Below are 19253 nucleotides of genomic sequence, written 5' to 3'. Positions count from 1 at the left end.
CTCTTGAGCGTTCTAGGCCGCTGCTTCCAGGCTTTCGGTGGCGGCGGTAACCGCGCTATGGAAAATGTCGGCAATGCGATCGATGTCGGTGGCGGTGACGATCAGCGGCGGCAAAAAGCGCACCACGCTGCCGTGGCGACCGCCGAGCTCCAGGATCAGGCCCCGGCGCAGACACTCGGCCTGAATGTGGCGAGCCAGGGCGGGATGGGCGGGATAGCTGCCCTGGAAGTTGGGAGTGGCGGCGCGGTTCACCACTTCGACCCCCACCATCAGGCCGCGGCCCCGCACCTCGCCCAGGGCGGGAAACTCCGCCTGCACCTGGTAGAGGTGGGCCATCAGGCGATCGCCCAAGGTCTGGGCCTGCTCGACGAGGTGGTGCTCCTGGAGGTACTGGAGCGTCGCGGTGCCTGCCGCCATGGCCAGCTGGTTGCCCCGGAAGGTGCCCGCGTGGGCTCCTGGCCCCCACTGGTCGAGGGACTGGTCGTAGAGCACCACCGACAGGGGCAGGCTGCCGCCGATCGCCTTGGACAGCAAGACGACATCCGGCGTGATGCCCGCGTGCTCGAAGGCGTAAAGCTTGCCAGTGCGGCCCCAGCCAGTCTGAATTTCGTCAATAATCAGCGGAATTTGGCGATCGCGGGTGATGCGGCGCAGCTCCCGCAGCCACTCCACCGGCGCGGGGATCACGCCCCCCTCGCCCTGCACCACCTCCAAAATGATGCCCGCCGGTTTCACCACGCCGCTTTCGGGATCGTCGAGCAGGTTCTCGATGTAGCGGCTGATGGCCCGGTGACCCAGCTCCCCGCCCAGGCCCAGGGGGCAGCGGTAGGCGTAGGGGTAGGGCAGGAAATGCACTTCGCCCATGAGCCCCGCGATCGCCGTTTTCGGGCCGAGGTTGCCGGTCAGGCTGAGGGCGCCGTGGGTCATGCCGTGGTAGCCGCCCTGGAACGACAGCATGCTGCGCCGCCCGGTGGCCGTTTTCACCAGCTTGACGGCTGCCTCGACGGCGTCGGCCCCGGACGGACCGCAGAACTGCACCCGCGCCCGCTGGGCAAACTCCGCTGGCAAGCTATCAAACAGCGCGCTCACAAATTCGTCTTTGATCGGCGTGGTCAGATCCAGCGTGTGCAGAGGACTTTTGCTAGCGAGGGTGCGCTGCATGGCCTCGATGACCACGGGGTGGTTGTGGCCGAGGGCCAGGGTGCCTGCCCCGGCGAGGCAGTCGATGTAGCGCTGACCGTCGGCGTCGGTGACGTAGATCCCCTGGGCCTCGCGGATGGCTAGGGGAATGCGGCGGGGATAGCTGCGGGCGTTGGACTCACGCTGGGCCTGACGTTCCAGGTAGGGCAGCGATCGCGGTCCGGGCAGGGTGTTTTCGGGTTCCGGATAGCTCCAGGGTGCGAGGGCCTCGCCGGGAGTGGGAGCTAGGGTGCCTGGACCGTGCTGAATCTGTTGCATGACAACGTACCTCGTGGGTGCATCTAAAAACCAAAAGATTGGCAGAGCAGTTGAGAATTAATTTCAACAACGACCCCACTAAGGTTAGGAGCATAGAGCTAGTTGAGAATCTATGTCAAGAAAATTGAGCGCTTTATTTGCTGGCCCCTCACCCCTAGCCTCTCTCCCTCGAGGAGAGGGGGACCGGATGTGCTCCCTTCTCCCCCTGGGAGAAGGGCTGGGGATGAGAGCGAAGAGGATGAACGAGCCTTTGCGACTGGTTGTCAAAAGATGGAGAAGCGAGTGGATTGTCCTGTTCGCAGTCGCTGGATGAATCTAGCTTTGTTGCTCAGTGGAGGAATGGGTGAATGGAGAAACAGCCCGAGCCAGAATCCCGTTGGCTGGTCAAAGACCGATTTTTAGAGCTGCGATCGCGCTGGTTGACCCTCGTTGGTGAGCACTTGCAGGACTCCCAGGGAAATCCCCTGGAATACTGGCGTGTCGAGAAAGCAGATTCGGTGGTTGTTTTGCCGATCGCAGGCGATCGCCTTTTGCTGCCCCGCCCCAGCTATCGTCCCGGCCTGGGGACCGCGACGCTGGACTTTCCGGGCGGACGCGTTGCCCCGGATCAGCCGCCTGAGCAAGCTGCGATCGCCACTTTGCAGCGAGAGCTGGGAGTGGATGCAGCGCTGGTGACCCAGCTGTGTCCTTTGAGCCCCCAAGGCTGGCCCATCAACAGCTCTTTTTCTAACCAAAAGCTCTATGGATTTGTTGCCTATTTGGAGAGCGCTGCGCTAGCCGAATCGGATGCTCTGGCTGATACTTATCCCGCTACTCGGGAGGGGCTAGAAATCCTTCTAGATCGGCTGCTGTGCTTGCAGTGTCGGGCTGTCTTGCTGACGTGGTGGTGGCAATATGCGACAGCAGCGCCCCAAAAATGAGCGCTGCTGATAGAGTCAAAAAGTTCTCGATTGCTAAGGGAAATTAGGCCGCAATTTCCGGCTTGAGAACAACCTTGATGCAGCTATCTTTTTTGTCATTAAAAATCTCGTAGCCGTGGGCCGCTTGCTCTAGGGGGAGGCGATGGGTAATGACAAAAGAGGGATCGATTTCGCCGTTCTGAACGCGATTGAGCAGGGGCTGTAGATATCGATGGACATGGGTTTGGCCGGTTTTCATGGTGAGACCTTTGTTCATGAAAGCCCCCATGGGCATCTTGTCGACAAAGCCGGTGTAAACCCCTGGCACTGATACCGTCCCTCCCTTGCGGCAGGCCACGATCGCCTGACGCAGCACGTTGGGGCGATCGGTTTCTAGGCGGGCGATCTGCTTTGCCTTGTCGTAGAAGCCCTCGAGCCCGAGGCCGTGGGCCTCCATGCCGACGGCATCCATGACTGAGTCAGGGCCTAGGCCCCCCGTCATTTCCTTGAGGGCTTCGCCCACCTCGACCTCTTCGTAGTTCAAGATCTCTGCGCCGCCGTCTTTGGCCAGCTGGAGGCGCTCCGGAATCCGATCGATGGCGATCACGCGCTCCGCTCCCAGCATGAGGGCGCTGCGAATGGCGAACTGTCCCACCGGACCGCAGCCCCAGATGGCCACTGTGTCGCCGGGCTGAATGTCGCAGTTTTCGGCGGCCATGTAGCCCGTGGGGAAAATGTCGGTGAAAAACAGGACCTGCTCATCGTCGAGCCCGTCTGGGATCTTGAACAGTCCCACATCGGCGAAGGGCACCCGAGCATATTCTGCCTGGCCGCCGGCGTAGCCACCCGTGAGGTGAGAATAGCCAAATAATCCCGCGGGAGAGTGGCCCATCATTTGCTCGGCCATCCAGGCGTTGGGGTTGGAGTTGTCGCACAGGGACCAGAGCTGGCGGTTGCAGAAGAAGCAGCTCCCGCAGGAAATGGTGAAGGGAACCACAACGCGATCGCCGACTTTGAGGTGCTGGTTTTGAATGTCTCTCCCCAGATCGACGATCTCTCCCATAAACTCGTGACCCAAGATATCCCCGGCTTTCATGGTGGGGTTCCAGCCGTTGTAGAGATGGAGATCCGAGCCGCAGATGGCGGTGGAGGTAATTTTAATAATCGCGTCTCGGGGATTCAAGATGGTTGGATCGGGAACGGTTTCAACCTTGATCTTGTGGGCGCCTTCCCAGCAAACTGCTTTCATGAATTTCTCCAAAATTAGAATCTAAATAATTTGTTTGGGCGCTTCTTGGAGCTTTTGAAACGCTCTAATTTCGTCCGCTAGTCTGCCCTTCTGTGGTGGCAATTTCCCCGGTTTCCATGATCATTTTGAAGCGCCGCAAATCATCGCCAATTTGCTGTTTGGGAGATTCTCCAAAGAGTTTGCTGAGGACATCGCCAACGACGCCTCCTAGGGGCTTGTATTCCAGGGTGATTTTGACCTGGGTGCCGCGATTGCCGGGAGCAGGCTGAAACCGAATAATTCCTGCATGATCAATGCTTGAGTCTTCTACGGAGCGCCAGGAAATCAGCTCATTTTCGCGATCTTCGGTGATCAGGGCATCCCATTCGACCCTTTGGTTGAGGGGGCCCTGGGTGATCCAGTGCGATCGCTGGGCATCGTAAACTTGCACCTGCTTGAGATGCTTCATGAAGTGCGGTAAATTTTCAAATTTATGCCAAAACTGATAAAGTTCAGCAGCTGGTTTGTTGACGGTAAGCGTCTTTTCAACCTTAATGGGCTGGCTCATAGGGATGCTCTCCAGGAGCGGCTTGGGTAGCGGTCATTCTTTGTGGCTTGGCAAAGAATCTGCGCGAAAAATAGGCCCTTGATGGCACAAGAGCAAATTTCTGATAGCCAAATTTGCCGCCTAAACTCCCTAACCCTAGGAGAGAGACGGTGAGATTGCGTCTTGCTATGGAAGTATTCGATCTGTAGAGGAAAGATGCTGAATTTTTCTGGGATTACTTTAGAGCTTTGAATTGGCTGGACTCGAAAGTTCTGAACTTCTGGTAGAGGATTGGATAGCGCATTTTGATTAATATCCTCGGCAACGGTTCAGATCGATCGAATGAATGAATATACAAATTTCAGCTGCTTGGACAAAGGTCCAAGGCATGATCCAGGGGCTGGTGACACTGCTGCCCAATCTGGTGCTGGCGCTGATCATTTTCGCCCTGTTTTTTGGGATAGCTAGCGTCATTCGCCGCTTGGTCAAAGGCTTGACGCGCGATCGCCGTCATGCTCGCAATTTAGGGCTGATTTTGGGCCGCCTTGCCCAATGGACGACGATTCTCATTGGCTTATTTATCTCTCTGTCCATTATCTTTCCGACGTTGCGGGCTGATGATCTGGTTCAGCTTTTAGGCATTAGCGGTGTGGCGATCGGCTTTGCCTTTCGGGACATTTTGCAAAACTTCCTGGCGGGCATTCTAATTTTATTGACTGAACCCTTCCAGATCGGCGACCAGATTATTTTCAAAGATTTTGAAGGGACGGTTGAGAATATTCAAACTCGAGCCACGACGATTCGGACTTATGACGGGCGGCGAATTGTGATTCCTAATTCGGAGCTGTTTACCAACTCGGTGACGGTCAATACGGCCTTTGAAAATCGTCGCCTGGAATACGATGTGGGGATTGGCTATGGAGACGATATTGATGAGGCGAAGGGGCTGATGCTAGAAGCAATGCGCGAGACGGAGGGGGTGTTGCAAGAGCCAGCGCCGGATGTCCTGGTGGTGGCATTGGCAGATAGCACCGTGAACCTACGGGCGCGCTGGTGGATCCATCCGCCCTATCGAGCGGATGTGCTGAATCTGCAAGATCGCGTTTTGACGGCGATCAAGAATAAGCTGACGGCCCACGGAATCGATCTGCCCTTTCCGACTCAGCAGGTGCTCTTTCACGATCAGACCGAGGAGAGCGACGGCGATCGCACCCGTCAGCGGGAAGGATGGCCTGCGGGCAGGCGAGAGATTCCCAAGCCCCGCAGTATTAGTGGCTCTCTACGCAAGCTAGCGGAGGCCCAATCCCACGCCAACGGCAAGGAGCAGGATAAATCCTGAAATTTACCCTAAAAAAGGCTCAGAATAGCAAACTTTAGCACCGCTTTCTGGGTGCTTTTTTTGTGGACTTGTGTAGCGAGTTTGCCCGATGGTTTGCTGCCCTTTCTAAGAAGGGTAGAAACCATTCATTGTGGCGCAAAAATTTAGGAATTTGTCTACCTAAAGGCACGAAGATCCTGATTCCGTTAGATCCCTCATTGGAGTGATGAGACCTGTCAGAAAATCTGGAGACTTGGGTTGTATAGGCCCCAAGAGAGGAGAACACCCTAATGGTTGCTAGTTTGACAAGCGACAAGCGTGCTGCGATCGCCGAGAAGCTGGCGGATATTCGCGCAGTCCAAAATCTGCTTATCGCGAATGAAAGACAGTTCTTGCAGGAGTGTCGCGACGCCAAAATGCGCGATCGCCTGGAAGAGATGTTAGAAGATGACCAGAAAAATCTCGATATCATCGAGACCGCCATCACCCAGTATGGAATTCAGGAAAGTCCCAAGCCTGAAATTCGACAAGTTCTGGACCAAACCCAGCAGATAATGCAGGGCTCTGGCCTGACACTGTATGAAAAAGTGGCTCAGCATGAGCTGCTCAAGCATGGTCAGGTGGTCTCGGGCTTAGTGGTCCACAAGGCGGCGCAGATTGCTGGATCGGATGTCGAGGCTGCTCTGGCTCCCCTGAATACGGTCAACTTTGAGAACCGCGCTCACCAGGAGCAGCTCAAAGGAATGCTGGAATATCTGGGCACCCAGGAACTGACGGGCGAAACGCCGGATCAGGGTATCTGGGGCCGCGTGCGAGACGCGATGGCCGCGATGACGGGGGCTGTCGGCAGCGCCACGACCCAGGCGTCGGACGACTCCACGGACATCATGAGCCTGATCTTCATGGATCACCAAAAGGCCAAAACGCTGATTCGGGAAATTCGCAAGGCGGATAATCCTCAGGAGGCTCGCGAGTTCTTCGGCCAGCTCTTTAAAGATCTCTTGGTCCACTCCAAGGCTGAAGAGGAGGTGGTTTATCCAGCGGTGCGGCCTTTCTATGGGGAGGAGGATACTCAGGAGCTCTACACTGAGCAGGCTGAGCTGGAGCGCGTGCTGAAGGAGATGCGGTCTCTCTCTCCGGATAATGAGACTTTTCGCAGTCATCTCCACCAGGTGAAGCAGATGGTGGGTGATCATACGCGCCAAGAAGAGAGCACGATGTTTGCGGCCATGCGCAAGAATCTCTCGGACAAGCAGCGAGAAGATCTGGCGCAGCGGTTTAAGGAAGCCAAGAAGCAGCTCCAAACCCAGATGTAAAGCTGCTTTGATGACGTGAACTTTGCCAAGGGGGCGATCGCCCCCTTGGCGTCCTGATTTTTTGGAGGATACCGATGACCCTCACCCCTGACAAAATTCCCCCCCAGACCCAGGAGCGTAAGCCTGCTCTGGAGTCAGAAATGACGCCGCGGCCAGAGTATGACGACCCCAACTATCGCGGCAGTGACAAACTGCGGGGCAAAGTGGCCCTGATTACAGGCGGCGACAGCGGCATTGGCCGCTCGGTGGCGGTGTACTACGCCAAGGAAGGCGCAGACGTTGCCATTGTCTACCTGGATGAGCACGGCGACGCTGAAGAAACGAAGCAAGCGGTGGAGTCCTACGGCCAGCGCTGTTTGTTAATTCCGGGTGATATTCGCAGCGAAAACTTCTGTCATCAAGCGGTCCAGCAGACGGTGAAGACTTTGGGCCGCCTAGATATCTTGGTGAATAATGCGGCAGAGCAGTATCTCGAAGAGAGTCTCGATGAGATCGATTCGGCCCGCTTGGGGAGTACCTTTGCGACCAATATCTTCTCGATGTTCTATTTCACCAAGGCGGCGCTGCCCCACCTTAGGCCGGGCAGCTCGATTATCAACACGACGTCGATCAATGCCTACAAGGGGCACTCGACCCTGCTGAGCTACTCGACGACTAAGGGCGCGATTTTGGCCTTTACGCGATCGCTCTCGGAGCCGATGCTGGAGCGGGGCATTCGAGTCAATGGTGTGGCGCCTGGGCCGATTTGGACGCCCTTCATTCCGGATGCTTTCCCACCGGACAAGGTGAAAGACTTTGGTCAGCAGGTGCCGATGAAGCGGCCCGGCCAGCCCCGAGAGGTCGCGACCAGCTTTGTCTTCTTGGCGTCGGAGGATGCGTCCTATATGGCGGGGCAGGTCCTCCATCCCAATGGCGGGGTGGTCGTGAACGCCTAGGGCTCTCTGAAGAGAAAGAGAAGAGAGACCGCAAATCAATCTGAAATAGGGCTGAAATCTCGCGTTGGCGGGAGCTCAGCCCGCACAGTGAAACGGCCTGTAGCGTAGTGAGGGAATCTCTTGGTTGTGCCCAAGAGTCCCTAAGCCCGCTGCAGGCCGCTATTGAGTCAGGGGTAGTGCTTAACAGTGACCCTGGGGAGAATCACTGTCCGCTCAACTGTTTGTGGCGGTGCTCGACGAGAGGAACCTGCGCTGAAGCTTCGGCACGGCCAAAGCCCAGAGCAGGAAGCTGATCACATTGTCTCGCGAGCACTGCCGTACTATTACTGTGCGTGAAATCAATAGGTAGAATGTCTCAACGTTTGTCTCACCTTTCTTGTCTCAGTTGCCTCACCTGAATGGGGGATGTGTCAGAGCGCTGAAAATGCTTTCCCAGGGCGATCGCGCCTACGACGCTCATGAAAGTTTTCCCAAAAAGTTTTCAGAGCGGCTTTTTGCAATCGATCAGGACGCCGGAAGCACTGCCAGCCCAAACGAGCTGCACGACCTGTTCTGAGCCCTTGATTGGGTGGCGGCAGCGTGATTAGGGGAGGTGGCGCTGGTGCTGGCAAGGACAGCGGCGATCGCAGGGGCGGCAACGGTGGAGAAGCGTATAAAACTCTTGGGTGAATTGTCTGCGTCAGTATTCCCTGTCGATAAAAAATAGTATCACCGGTGTATTCTGGCGTTCGGTGCAGAGTTTCGTTTTGACGCCTAGAGTGGCTTGGTCATTGCCGAGCCCCGCGACGGCCTCTCCTGCTGGCAACTGTGTCGAGTAGCGATCGCGCTATCAGGGGAGCCTATCGGAAGCGGCTCGTTTGAGCCTTCAATCAGCTTCCAGAGCGTGGTGGAACAAATATTTGTACTTTTCTGGAGGGGATTTCGTAGCAATGGTGCCGCTTTACCAGACTTTAAGTAGTATTTCTGTGTTGTTTAAATCTTAGCGAGTAAGACAGTTATTCAAGGACTGGGTTAGAAAAAATGCATCTAGATTGCGACCAATAAATACTATTTGATTGTTTTTGGTGGTTTTCCACTCTCGGTCGTTGACCGTAAATCGTTTGCCACTCAATTGAAATAAGTGCTGTTTGGGGCTTTCAGAAAACCACAGAATTCCCTTAGCGCGGAATACGTTATGCGGAAGTTGGTGGTCTAGAAACTCTTGAAATTTCTTCAAAGCCAGCGGGCGATCGCTCTGAAAGGAGACCGCCATGAATCCATCGTTGTTTAGGTGTGGATAAACTTGCTCAGGTTCTCCCTCAACTGGTTCAAAAGAGCTTGCTTTGGACAGATTGATATCCAAAATTAAGGAGAGAGGTACCTTTCCATACTCCGATCGCAAGATCCTAGCACCTTCCTTGATTGAGTGAAGATCTTGTTCTAGCGATTCGACTTTTGAACTGGTTAGCAAATCCGTTTTGTTCAATATAATAATGTCGCTATAGACAATCTGATTTAGAGCAACATTGCTGTTGTAGTGCTCCTCAGATGTAAAGGTAAATTCATTAATTAGTTTGAGCAGTTCTAGTCAGGACTCTTCAGTAATCGAGCTAGAAGATTGAGTAGCTTGTAATATAAGCTTGCTCTCCTGGTTTAGCTGATTCTCTATGCTGATGACTGTAGAAAATGGCGATCGCTATCTTCTTCCGCAGAAGTTCCAAATACACCAACGCCCCCAAGCATTCGGTTCGCCTAAGTTAGAGAGCGTAGGAATTTTAAGATTAGAGCGATCGCTTGTGAACAACGACGAAGCTAATTGTCCATGGTCAGTATTTTCGGAGCCAAAGCTAAATTTGCTACCTGGAACCACACCCAAAAATGCAAGAGCTCCTATAGTAACTAAAGTGGTAGAGGCTACAATTGCACCAGTACGATTCAACATTTTAGACAATTCCTTAAGAAGTGGATGCATTCAAAGCTTTTGTGATTTCTGTCGTGAAACACTATTGCTCTGGTGCTTCCTATCTTGTCAATTCGTTCTAGTTGTTTAAATCTATAAAACTCATATAAAATCTCATATAAATCCTATAAAATCTCATATTATGAATGCAAGATAAAAAGCATTGCTGTATGCTGTCTTTGGCTGAATCGCATCACTAATCCTGAGTGAAATAGAGCATTTTTTGATCTAGTGAGGTACAGTGACAACAATGAGTAAATCAATTGTGGATACCCTCTGAAAGAATTTGAATAAATGCCTTTTGAATGGCTTTGCCTAAGGCAGAATAACTTCTAGATCCAATGAATAGCCTTGTGCTTTGTTTGCTGTCATGACTTTCACAACTTAGGAGATTGAACACCATGGATCCAGTAACACTCATTCTCAATGCTCTAGTTGCCGGTGCAGCTACGGTAGCGGGCGAGACAGTTTCAGATACCTACAAAGGGTTGAAATCGCTCATTCAGAACCAAGCATATCCTGATTCCCTAATTAAAAAATTAACTATGACAACTCGAAAGCAATCGAGATCACCAGCGATTTATCAATTAAAAATTAAACTAAAAGATATTTGATCACCAATTTGGAAGCGAGCCTAGGCTTGTAGCGATGCAGCCCTAGCTCAACTGCATTGGGTAATTCAAATGTCGATGGTGTGGACAATTTCCATTTCTATTCCTTCAATATTCAAGGCAATAAGTACGGCGGACCAATGCACGAATTCGATTTGATGATATGGAAGTTCTTGACGAGCAACCTGTGAAACTGAGCAAAGTCATACCAGGGGAAAAGTTCAAGTTCTCCTACCTCTATGACTTTGGTGATTCCTGAGAGCACGAAATCTTGGTTGAAAAGGTATTAGAGACTGATCCAAGTTTGCACTATCCTAACTGTATTATAGGCAAGCGTGCTTGTCCGTATGAAGATTGTGGTGGTGTTTGGGGCTGTCAGAACTTCTTAGAAATCATTCAAGACCCAGAACATCTAGAACATGAGGAGATGCTGAAATGATTTGGGGTCTTCTTTGACCCAAAAGACCCTGAATTAGATGACGTGAATCCCCAGCTCAAAATAATTCCTAAATGACTTAACCTACTTCAATAGCTGAAAATACTATATGGCATGCGTTATGGCCTTAGCGTAAATTTCTGTTCCATTACTACTCAAACCCCTAATCTGTTGTTTAAAGTCCTTTTACAGAATAAATTTTCCTACAGTTTTGCTGATTGACCGATCTGCTACTGATCCCAAAGAAAGGCTGCAAGAGAAATCCTGGACTTTGTATTAAAAAGTTGGGCATTCAGTGAAGTTCTCTTTAAAATTCCTGAAACGGAGGTGAAATCATGCCGATCGAGACTGTACCGGAATCTGGGCTGCAATATTACCTAATTGCTTTTGATGCGCTAGGTCAAGAGCGAGAGGAAGCGGATGGCAAGATGAGTCAAAAGCTACTGGAAGTTCTGGAAACTGAACCGAGCACAGATATTTTTATTTTCAGTCATGGCTGGCTGGGGGATATCCCTGGAGCACGTGACCAGTACAACCGATGGCTGACCGTGATGGCAAGGCAAAAGCAGGATATCGATCGCATGCGACAAGCCAGACCTAAATTTAAGCCGCTACTGATTGGTTTGCACTGGCCTAGTAAGCCCTGGGGGAATGAGGAACTGGAGAACGCAGGCGTGAGTTTTGCTGGACCGGAAGCTGATGCAGCAACTAAAACGCCTGACTTTATTGATTCACTTGTTGAGCAATATGCCGATCGAATTGCCAATACTACCCCATCCCGACAGGCACTTCGCACAATTTTGACTGCCGCCAGCGAAGATCCCATGCCTGACGAATTGCCACTAGAAGTCCAAGATGCCTATAGAGTATTGCAGCAGGAAGCGGGTTTAACTGCTGAAGGCGAAGGGGCAGCTCCAGGATTTGATCGCGACGTGTTTGACCCAGGGCAGATTTATGAAGAGGCAGATTTTGAGAGTGATGGAGATATCAGCTTTGGCAGTTCTAGCTGGAATTTCGATCGTGTGCTGGCTCCCTTGCGAACATTGTCTTTCTGGAAGATGAAGGATCGGGCACGACAGTTTGGGGAAACGGGTGGCGCTCAGCTCCTAATACGATTACAACAAGCAACGGATAAGCAAGTGCAATTTCACCTGATGGGACATAGCTTTGGCTGCATTGTGGTGTCAGCAATGCTGGCAGGCACAACCTCAAAAAGCAACCTGCTGCGACCTGTGGATTCTGTGGTGCTAGTTCAGGGGGCGCTGTCACTTTGGTCATACTGCTCGAATATTCCCCCTAAACCAGGAAGACCAGGCTATTTCCATGACCTGATCCGCGATCGACGGGTGAGGGGACCGATCGTCACAACTCAATCTGTTCATGATACGGCGGTGCGAATTATGTATCCCCTCGGCGTAGAAGTTGCAGGGCAGTATGATTATTCCCCTGGATTACTGCCTATCTATGGCAGCATGGGTACGTTTGGAGCACAAGGGCCGGGGCTTGAAATTGTGATGATGCCGATGCTGCCCACGGACCAACAGTATGGGTATGAGATAGGAAAAATCTATAACTTGAACGGAACATCCTATATTTGCGATAAAAGTGGTGGTGGGCTGGGGGGGGCTCACAACGACATTGCTAAACCGGAAGTGGCTCATGCTGTGTGGCAGGCAGCACTTTGCAGTTAAACAAACAGTGGCTTTGATGTCAACTTAATAGGGTGTAAGCTATATGAGTACAGAGCAGTTCTTTTTCAATGGAATTGATGGGGCAACTGGCGAGTATTTGCTACCACCACTAACATCTGAGCAAGTCTCCCAAATTGCTTGTGGTGAGAAGTTTGACGAAGCACACCTCCTTGAACTTCAGAAAAAAAATCTGCACATTAAAGGTATAGAGCCAGAGTTTGCTCCTGTAGAAGGAGTAGACCCGAAAAACCTGGCAGAAACAGGTTGGGGAGTCATTTTCGCTCATAATGTTGACCCTGCAATTAAAGAAGCCCTCAGCCCGCTGCTGAATCTTCGCCGAGAGCAAGCAACAAAGAAGAATGAACATTACTATCAAGAATTTGAGGGTGTCAAAGCTTATCGTCCAGGTGAGTCAAAAGATAAGTTTCTAGCTCGTCACAAAGTAGGTCCGGGTCCCGCCGATCCAGACAAAATGCCCTACTACTTGCTTATCGTTGGCGACCCAAAGACAATTCCTTATCGCTTTCAGTACCAACTCGACGTGCAGTATGCAGTGGGTCGCATTCACTTTGACACTCCGGAGGAGTATGCTCAGTATGCTCGCAGTGTAGTAGAGGCAGAAACAGGCGAGCTCTCACTGCCTCGCCACGCTAGCTTCTTTGGGGTGTGGAACAATGCTGACAAAGCTACTCAACTCAGTGCTAACCACCTCATTAAACCACTGGCTGAATTAATGCTCAAAGACCAGCCAAGCTGGACTGTGCAAACCCTACTCAAAGATGAAAGCACCAAGGCGCGATTGGAGCAATTGTTAGGTGGTAGCGAAACTCCTAGCCTGCTGTTTACAGCTAGTCATGGTATGGGCTTTCCGAATGGCGACTCACGGCAGTTAAGCCATCAAGGGGCACTGATATGTCAGGACTGGCCGGGTCCACTCCAGTGGCAAGGAGCCATTCCAGAAGATTTTTATTTTTGTGCTGATGACGTTAGTGACGACGCTCGATTGCTGGGATTAATCGCATTTCACTTTGCCTGCTATGGTGCGGGTACGCCTAAGTTGGATGATTTTGCTCACAAAGATGCTTTCAGCAAACAGTCAACTATTGCACCTCACGCATTTGTTGCTCGCTTGCCGCAGCGCTTGCTTGGTCATCCCAAAGGGGGGGCGTTGGCCGTAGTCGGTCATGTGGAGCGAGCTTGGGGTTGTTCTTTTGTGTGGCAGAACACCGGACCACAGTTGGGAGTATTTCAAAGTGCTTTGAAGCGACTGATGGAAGGTCATCCGGTGGGATCAGCTCTAGAGTTTTTCAACCAACGCTATGCAGAACTCTCCTCCGACTTGAGTGCTGTACTAGAAGATGTAAATTGTGGTGCAGAGGTTCATCACTTGTCTTTAGCTAGTATGTGGACAGCTAACAATGATGCCCGCAGCTATACGATTATCGGCGATCCAGCAGTGCGGCTAGCTGTTGGTGATGTAATTACTGAGCGACCAGTCCTTGAATCAGTGACTTTGCAGTCTGCGCCTGCAATATCGCCTCTAAATGAGGAAGCCACCTTTGATGAACCTTTCTTGAAGCAAGCTCAGATGGACTTAGTTAAATCTCTGGAACAATTTCTAGAGAGAGTTCAGAAAGTTTCAGTCCCTCAGGCCGAAAGACTTCAGGCAACAGTGTCAGATGTAATTAATCTACTTAATAAGTTGAAGCAGCAAAGTTAATAACAGTTTTAGCAATGCTTAATGAACGCCTTTGAGATTACTAATCAAGGCAAGAGTGGCGATCGCTTCACAACTGAATTTTTCGCACCGCCAGACTTGTAAAGCTGATAAACAATCAAGAAATAAACAGGGTACATTGCATTATGAACACCTTTGAGTTCGAGATTGCCATTCAGAGCAAGTCAGGTGATAATAGCTGGCCCATTGTTATCAGGTGTAAGCAACCGGATGGTTTAACCATTCATGCCAAAGGAATTCTCCGTCTCACTCAGGATGACTTTGAAAAACTCATAGAAGAGAGCGAAAACGAGAAAGCATACGGTACACTCCTGGGCAAAGCTCTGTTTCGAGAAGAAGTGCGAGATACATTTATCCGCGCATTTTCCAAAAGCAGCCAGGACAACCGCCTGCGAATATTACTCGCGATCGAAGCATCCCAAAAAGACCAAGTAAAAACCTTGCATTGGGAAAGATTATGCGCTCCCATTGATGCTGATGGGGGATGGAATCTGTTAGCCCGTGATCGCCGCGTACCCTTTTCACTCTACATCCCTACAATTATCGATCGCTGCTTTTCTCCCATTGGACGGCGAGACTTAAGGGCGTTGATACTTGTGGCGAGTCCCTCCAATTTAGAAACATATAAATTAGCATCTTTTGATGTTGAGACAGCTTTGTCAGGAGTCAAAGAAGCGCTGGGTGAAATTCCTTATAACTTTCTAGCAAATAATGTTGAAGGTGCGCTCGGTCCACCCACTCTACAAGAACTATCCAAACAATTGACAAATGCTCCAAAGCCATACACCTTACTGCATTTTGTTTGTCATGGGAAGTTGATTGATACGGGAGAGACAGTTCTTTACTGGGCGACACCCGATGATCAAGTTCTGCCAATTACTGCCAAAGAATTGCTAGAGGAACTGCGTCATGTCGGCAATCAGAAAAATTTACCTCATTTTACGTTCCTCTGCACTTGCGAAAGTGCCATTCCCAGAGCAGAAGAAGCATTAGGTGGATTAGCACAACGGTTGGTGAGGGATTTAGGAATGCCGGCCGTAGTGGCGATGACCCGCAAAGTGAGCGTCAAGACAGCTTTAGCGATCGGACAAAGCTTTTATCGACGACTCAGAGAGTCGGGAGAAGTAGATGTAGCGTTGCAGGAAGCAACAGCGGGACTGGGAGACCGCTATGATATTACGGTTCCTGCCTTGTTTAGCCGCTTGGGTGGTCGTCCTTTGTTTAGCGATCGCCTCGAAGATCGCGAACTAACCGACGAGGAAATCGGGTATGGCATTGGGAAGCTCCAAAAGCTGATCGCAGAGCGGGCACCTCATGCTTCTGTGCTCAAGCAGAGATTTAAAACGCATGCCGAAAAACTGAATAATGTACGAGGAGCAGATTCACAGGCTGCCCGTAATGAGCGTCGTCAGGCTTTAGATGAACTCGACAACATCTGTGACCAAGTACTCGATCTCAGCTTTGATGCTCTGGCAGCCTTGGGTAAGGAACCACCAGAATACAAGGCTGAGTGCCCCTTCCCTGGCCTTTATTCCTTCGGCGACAAAAAATACCACAAGTTCTTCTTTGGGCGCGATGAGCTGATTAAAGAGTTACAAGAGGAGCTGGAAAAGGATAACTTCTTAGCCGTTATCGGCCCTTCCGGCAGTGGCAAGTCATCGGTAGTGCTAGCTGGGCTGATTCCCAAGCTTAAGGAGCAAAACCCTAGCCTACAGTGGGCTTACCTAACACCGGGTAGGGAGCCAGTCAAACAACTAGAAAGACGATTAGAAAGACTATCGAAAGTATCAGAACAACAGTCAGTACTGCTAGTAGATCAATTTGAGGAACTTTTTACCCTTTGTGAGGATAAAGACAATCGACAAGAATTCATCACAAGTTTGTTAACCTTTGCCTCCCGGCGGAAAGTCGTCATGACGATGCGGGCGGACTTTTTGGGCGAATGTACCTTTTATCCAGAGTTGAGTAAGCGGATTGAAGCCCGACCAAAATTAGTTGGGACGATGAAACCCGCTGAACTAATTACAGTAATGAAGATGCAGGCAGACAAGGCGGGACTGCGCTTTGAAACTGGCCTGAGCAACTCAATTCTCAATGAGGTACAAGAAGAGCCAGGGGCGATGCCACTGCTGCAATATGCTTTGCAGGAACTGTGGAAGCGGCGACATGGGCGATGGTTGTGTGATGAAGAGTACCAAGCCATCGGTAGAGTTCAGCAGGCAATAGCCAAAACTGCTGATGATTTTTACAATAGCTTGCCAGCTTCTGAGCAAGAGCTTGTCCGGAATATCTTCTTTCGCTTAACACGATTGGATGAGAGTGCCGTACAAGGGGAAAAACGACGGGATACGCGACGACGAGTGGAGCTAGAGGATCTGGTGCCGGAAGGTGGTGATCTGGCTGTGACAAAGAAGCTGGTGCAGCAGTTGGCCGGTGAAGGAGCACGATTGGTGGTTACAAGTCGGAACGACGCCACGGGTAATGAAGAAGTGGAAGTCGCCCATGAAGCTTTAATCCGTTACTGGTCAATGTTGCAGAATTGGTTAGATCAGAACCGCAGCAACCTGCAATTACGAGAGACTATAAGTCAAGCAGCAGAGCATTGGGAAAAACACAAGAATCAGCCAGACAAAGACACCTATTTAATTCATCAGGGGGGGCGATTACAAGATGCCGAAGATCTATTGAAACAACCTAAATTTGTGTACCTGAATCCACAAGAAACTGAATATTTAAAGGCTTGTGTGGAGCTGCGCGATCGCCAACGCAACCTACAGCGGCTGGCTACTACAGGCGTGATTGTTGTTGCTGTAATCATGACGGGATTAGTTGTCTGGCTAGGATACGCATTCCAACAGACAAAACGACAGCAGGTGGAACAGTATGCAGCAGCAGCAAAAGCTTTACTAGCTACGAATCCTACAGAAGGGTTAGTCAATGCTATTAGTGCTGTTGGACTAGCTAAGTCATTTTTTGTCCGTTTTCCCAACTACTCAATGCCAGCTTCCGCTCAAAACAGTTTATTCACTGCGGTTCAAATAAGTCGGGAACAAAATTCCTTTGAAACCAATACAGAATTAGTTAGAGCTGTTGCATTTAGTACCGATGGACAGACCATTGTCATTGTGGGAGGTGATGGAACGAGTTCTACTAGCAAGGTGCAATTATTGAACAGTAAGGGTCAAGATTTGAAAAAAACCTGTGAAGTCGCAGGTTTTGTCACGTCTGTTGCCATTAGTGGGGATGGGCAGATTATCGTCATTGCCGGACAAAATCGCAAGGTGGGACTTTGGAACCGCCACAATCAGTGCTTTAAAGAAGAATTTTCTACCCCCATAATTCCCCATTCTTCCTTCGCAAGTATTAGACACAAAGTTGCGACTCTGTCTCAGGTTAGACCTGTCGCTATCAGCTCAGATGGAACAATGATTGTTAGTGGAGAAGACGATGGCAAAGTGGGAATTTGGACTAGGCAGGGTATATCCCTTGTTCTACCATTCAAAGCCCATGATAGTACTATCACGTCTATCGTTATCAGTTCAGATGGAAAAACCATCGTTACTGCTGGAAATGATGGCAAGGTGGGACTTTGGAACCGCCTGGGTAAACCCCTCGTTACACCCTTCAAAGTCTGTGATGAGGGCATCCAGTGTTACATCAATTCTGTAGCTATCAGTCCTGATGGACAGACCATCGTTACTGCTGGAAATGATGTTAAGTCTGGGGGAAAAGGATTCGATGGCAGCGTTCGATTGTGGGATCGCCAGGGGAAGCGCCTGGTTGCAGACTTTTCAGTCCCTGCCGATCATAGTGTCACATCTGTCGCTATCAGTCCTGATGGACAGACCATCGTTACTGGGGGAGGTGATGGCAAGGTAGGACTGTGGCACTACAACGCTCGGAGCCATGAAGTTTCCCCTCTGAGTGAACCATTTAAAGGCCACGGTCTCTATATTGGTTCTGTCTTCGGCAAATATGATACAAATGTTCATAGTGTGTCCATCAGCCCTGATGGACACACTATCGTTACAGGAGGAAGCGATAGCACCGTAAAACTTTGGAGCGTTCAGGCTCAACCCCTCCCTGACTCCTTCAAAATACCTCTACCTCAAGGATACCATGAATCCTTTATCACCAATTCACTCAAGACTGCTATTACTCCCGATGGACATATTCTTGTCACCGATTACGAGGGAAATCTGCAACTGTGGAAACGACCAGGAAGAAATCCTAGAGCACCCATTTCATCGTTTACCCAAAATGAATCGCTTTATAAGCTCGCCATTAGCTCAGATGGACAAACCATCTTTGGGTTGAATACAAAAGAAAATAAGGTGCAAGAGTGGAACCGACAAGGAAAGGCTGCCGATTCACCGTTTTCCATGAAGAAAGGGATTTCTTATGTTGCTATCAGCCCTAATGGACAGACCATTGCCAGTTTGGATGACAAGCAAGTGCAAGTTTGGAACCGCCAGGGTCAGCGTATCGGTGTAGCGCCTCTCCCAAAGAGTAAGATTAGTTCTGTTGCTATCAGTCCTGATGGACAAACTATTGTCGCTGGGGGGGAGCATGGTCAGGTGATGCTGTGGAACAGACCTTGGTGGCATCCTCGCATACCATTTCTAGCCTATAAAGGGAACACTATTGTATCTCCCTCTATTTCCCGCAGCACTACTCCACCTGTTCGGTCTGTTGACATCAGCGCCGACAACCAAAGCATCATCAGTTTAAATGGAGATGAGATATACCTGTGGAACCGCGAAGGTCAGCCCCTTAGTCCACCGTTTTCCCACGAAAAAGGTATCAATTCTGCTGTCATCAGCGCCGATGGGCACACTATTGTCATTGGAGGGAGTGATGGTACTGTGAAATCGTGGGACATCCGTTTGGATACTTGGCTTAAGGTTGCCTGTGAACGATTACGCTATCACCCTGTTCTTGCTACACCTAAAACAGAGGTTGCCAAGGAAGCTAAGGCTACTTGTAAGCAATATGCTTGGAATCTTAAGCGATAAGGTATTTTAGATAATTGCAATAGGGTGGTAGCTATTTGAACAACCTCAGTGCTGATTTCAGTGAGAGCTATTCCGGAGGGAATAGCTGCGCTTCACGCCGGCTGTGCGATGGCATTGATTAT

General features: G+C 50.6%; 12 protein-coding genes and 2 pseudogenes. 9 read left to right on the top strand and 5 right to left on the bottom strand.

The genetic code is table 11. The features are described 5' to 3' along the window. Positions 1 to 12: 12 nt before the first annotated feature. A complete protein-coding gene (locus GEI7407_RS09080) occupies positions 13 to 1458 on the bottom strand; it encodes an aspartate aminotransferase family protein (RefSeq protein ID WP_015171847.1) in 1446 nt (481 codons plus the stop codon). A 347-nt stretch (positions 1459 to 1805) separates the two neighbouring features. Here GEI7407_RS09080 and GEI7407_RS09075 point away from each other — a divergent pair, with 347 nt between their 5' ends. Continuing rightward, complete coding sequence (locus GEI7407_RS09075) at positions 1806 to 2378, top strand: NUDIX domain-containing protein (RefSeq protein WP_015171846.1); 573 nt, start codon at positions 1806 to 1808, stop codon at positions 2376 to 2378. A gap of 43 nt (positions 2379 to 2421) precedes the next feature. On the opposite strand, the gene GEI7407_RS09070 is transcribed toward GEI7407_RS09075, so the two are convergent. Together GEI7407_RS09070 and GEI7407_RS09065 are read right to left on the bottom strand one after the other, a co-directional pair. Further along, positions 2422 to 3606, bottom strand: coding sequence for a zinc-dependent alcohol dehydrogenase (locus GEI7407_RS09070; protein WP_015171845.1), 1185 nt, complete (start codon positions 3604 to 3606; stop codon positions 2422 to 2424). A gap of 64 nt (positions 3607 to 3670) precedes the next feature. Next, the gene (locus GEI7407_RS09065) at positions 3671 to 4153 is read right to left on the bottom strand and encodes an SRPBCC family protein (RefSeq protein WP_015171844.1); all 483 of its coding nucleotides are present in this window, start codon (positions 4151 to 4153) and stop codon (positions 3671 to 3673) included. A 325-nt stretch (positions 4154 to 4478) separates the two neighbouring features. Here GEI7407_RS09065 and GEI7407_RS09060 point away from each other — a divergent pair, with 325 nt between their 5' ends. From GEI7407_RS09060 to GEI7407_RS09050, 3 genes are all read left to right on the top strand, one after another. Further along, the gene (locus tag GEI7407_RS09060) at positions 4479 to 5471 is read left to right on the top strand and encodes a mechanosensitive ion channel family protein (RefSeq protein WP_041268364.1); all 993 of its coding nucleotides are present in this window, start codon (positions 4479 to 4481) and stop codon (positions 5469 to 5471) included. Positions 5472 to 5740: 269 nt separating this feature from the next. Further along, positions 5741 to 6766 (top strand): hemerythrin domain-containing protein, encoded by a 1026-nt coding sequence (locus GEI7407_RS09055; protein WP_015171842.1) that lies wholly within the window; start codon positions 5741 to 5743, stop codon positions 6764 to 6766. A gap of 74 nt (positions 6767 to 6840) precedes the next feature. Next, positions 6841 to 7701, top strand: coding sequence for an SDR family oxidoreductase (locus GEI7407_RS09050; protein WP_015171841.1), 861 nt, complete (start codon positions 6841 to 6843; stop codon positions 7699 to 7701). 979 nt (positions 7702 to 8680) lie between these two features. On the opposite strand, the gene GEI7407_RS21625 is transcribed toward GEI7407_RS09050, so the two are convergent. Further along, a complete protein-coding gene (locus GEI7407_RS21625; RefSeq protein WP_223294510.1) occupies positions 8681 to 9043 on the bottom strand; it encodes a GTP-binding protein in 363 nt (120 codons plus the stop codon). 48 nt (positions 9044 to 9091) lie between these two features. Next, positions 9092 to 9250: pseudogene (locus GEI7407_RS21990) on the bottom strand (GTP-binding protein); the annotation flags it as partial. 791 nt (positions 9251 to 10041) lie between these two features. Between GEI7407_RS21990 and GEI7407_RS21615 the strand changes: the two are divergent. From GEI7407_RS21615 to GEI7407_RS09030, 5 genes and pseudogenes are all read left to right on the top strand, one after another. Further along, positions 10042 to 10254 carry a hypothetical protein gene (locus tag GEI7407_RS21615; RefSeq protein ID WP_223294509.1) on the top strand — a complete coding sequence of 71 codons (213 nt, stop codon included), beginning with the start codon at positions 10042 to 10044 and terminating at the stop codon, positions 10252 to 10254. 160 nt (positions 10255 to 10414) lie between these two features. Next, positions 10415 to 10690, top strand: a pseudogene (locus tag GEI7407_RS21610) (plasmid pRiA4b ORF-3 family protein). 332 nt (positions 10691 to 11022) lie between these two features. Beyond that, positions 11023 to 12378, top strand: coding sequence for a hypothetical protein (locus tag GEI7407_RS09040; protein WP_015171840.1), 1356 nt, complete (start codon positions 11023 to 11025; stop codon positions 12376 to 12378). A 43-nt stretch (positions 12379 to 12421) separates the two neighbouring features. After that, positions 12422 to 14098, top strand: a complete 1677-nt coding sequence (locus GEI7407_RS09035) for a C25 family cysteine peptidase (protein WP_015171839.1) — start codon at positions 12422 to 12424, stop codon at positions 14096 to 14098. Between the two features lie 143 nt (positions 14099 to 14241). Next, positions 14242 to 19131: a CHAT domain-containing protein gene (locus tag GEI7407_RS09030; protein WP_015171838.1), complete on the top strand. Its 4890-nt coding sequence runs from the start codon at positions 14242 to 14244 to the stop codon at positions 19129 to 19131. Positions 19132 to 19253 lie beyond the last annotated feature (122 nt).

The organism is Geitlerinema sp. PCC 7407 (assembly GCF_000317045.1).
Classification (GTDB): domain Bacteria; phylum Cyanobacteriota; class Cyanobacteriia; order PCC-7407; family PCC-7407; genus PCC-7407.
The sequence above is the reverse complement of the archived record's forward strand: the minus strand, read 5'-3'. Positions and strand labels throughout refer to the sequence as shown.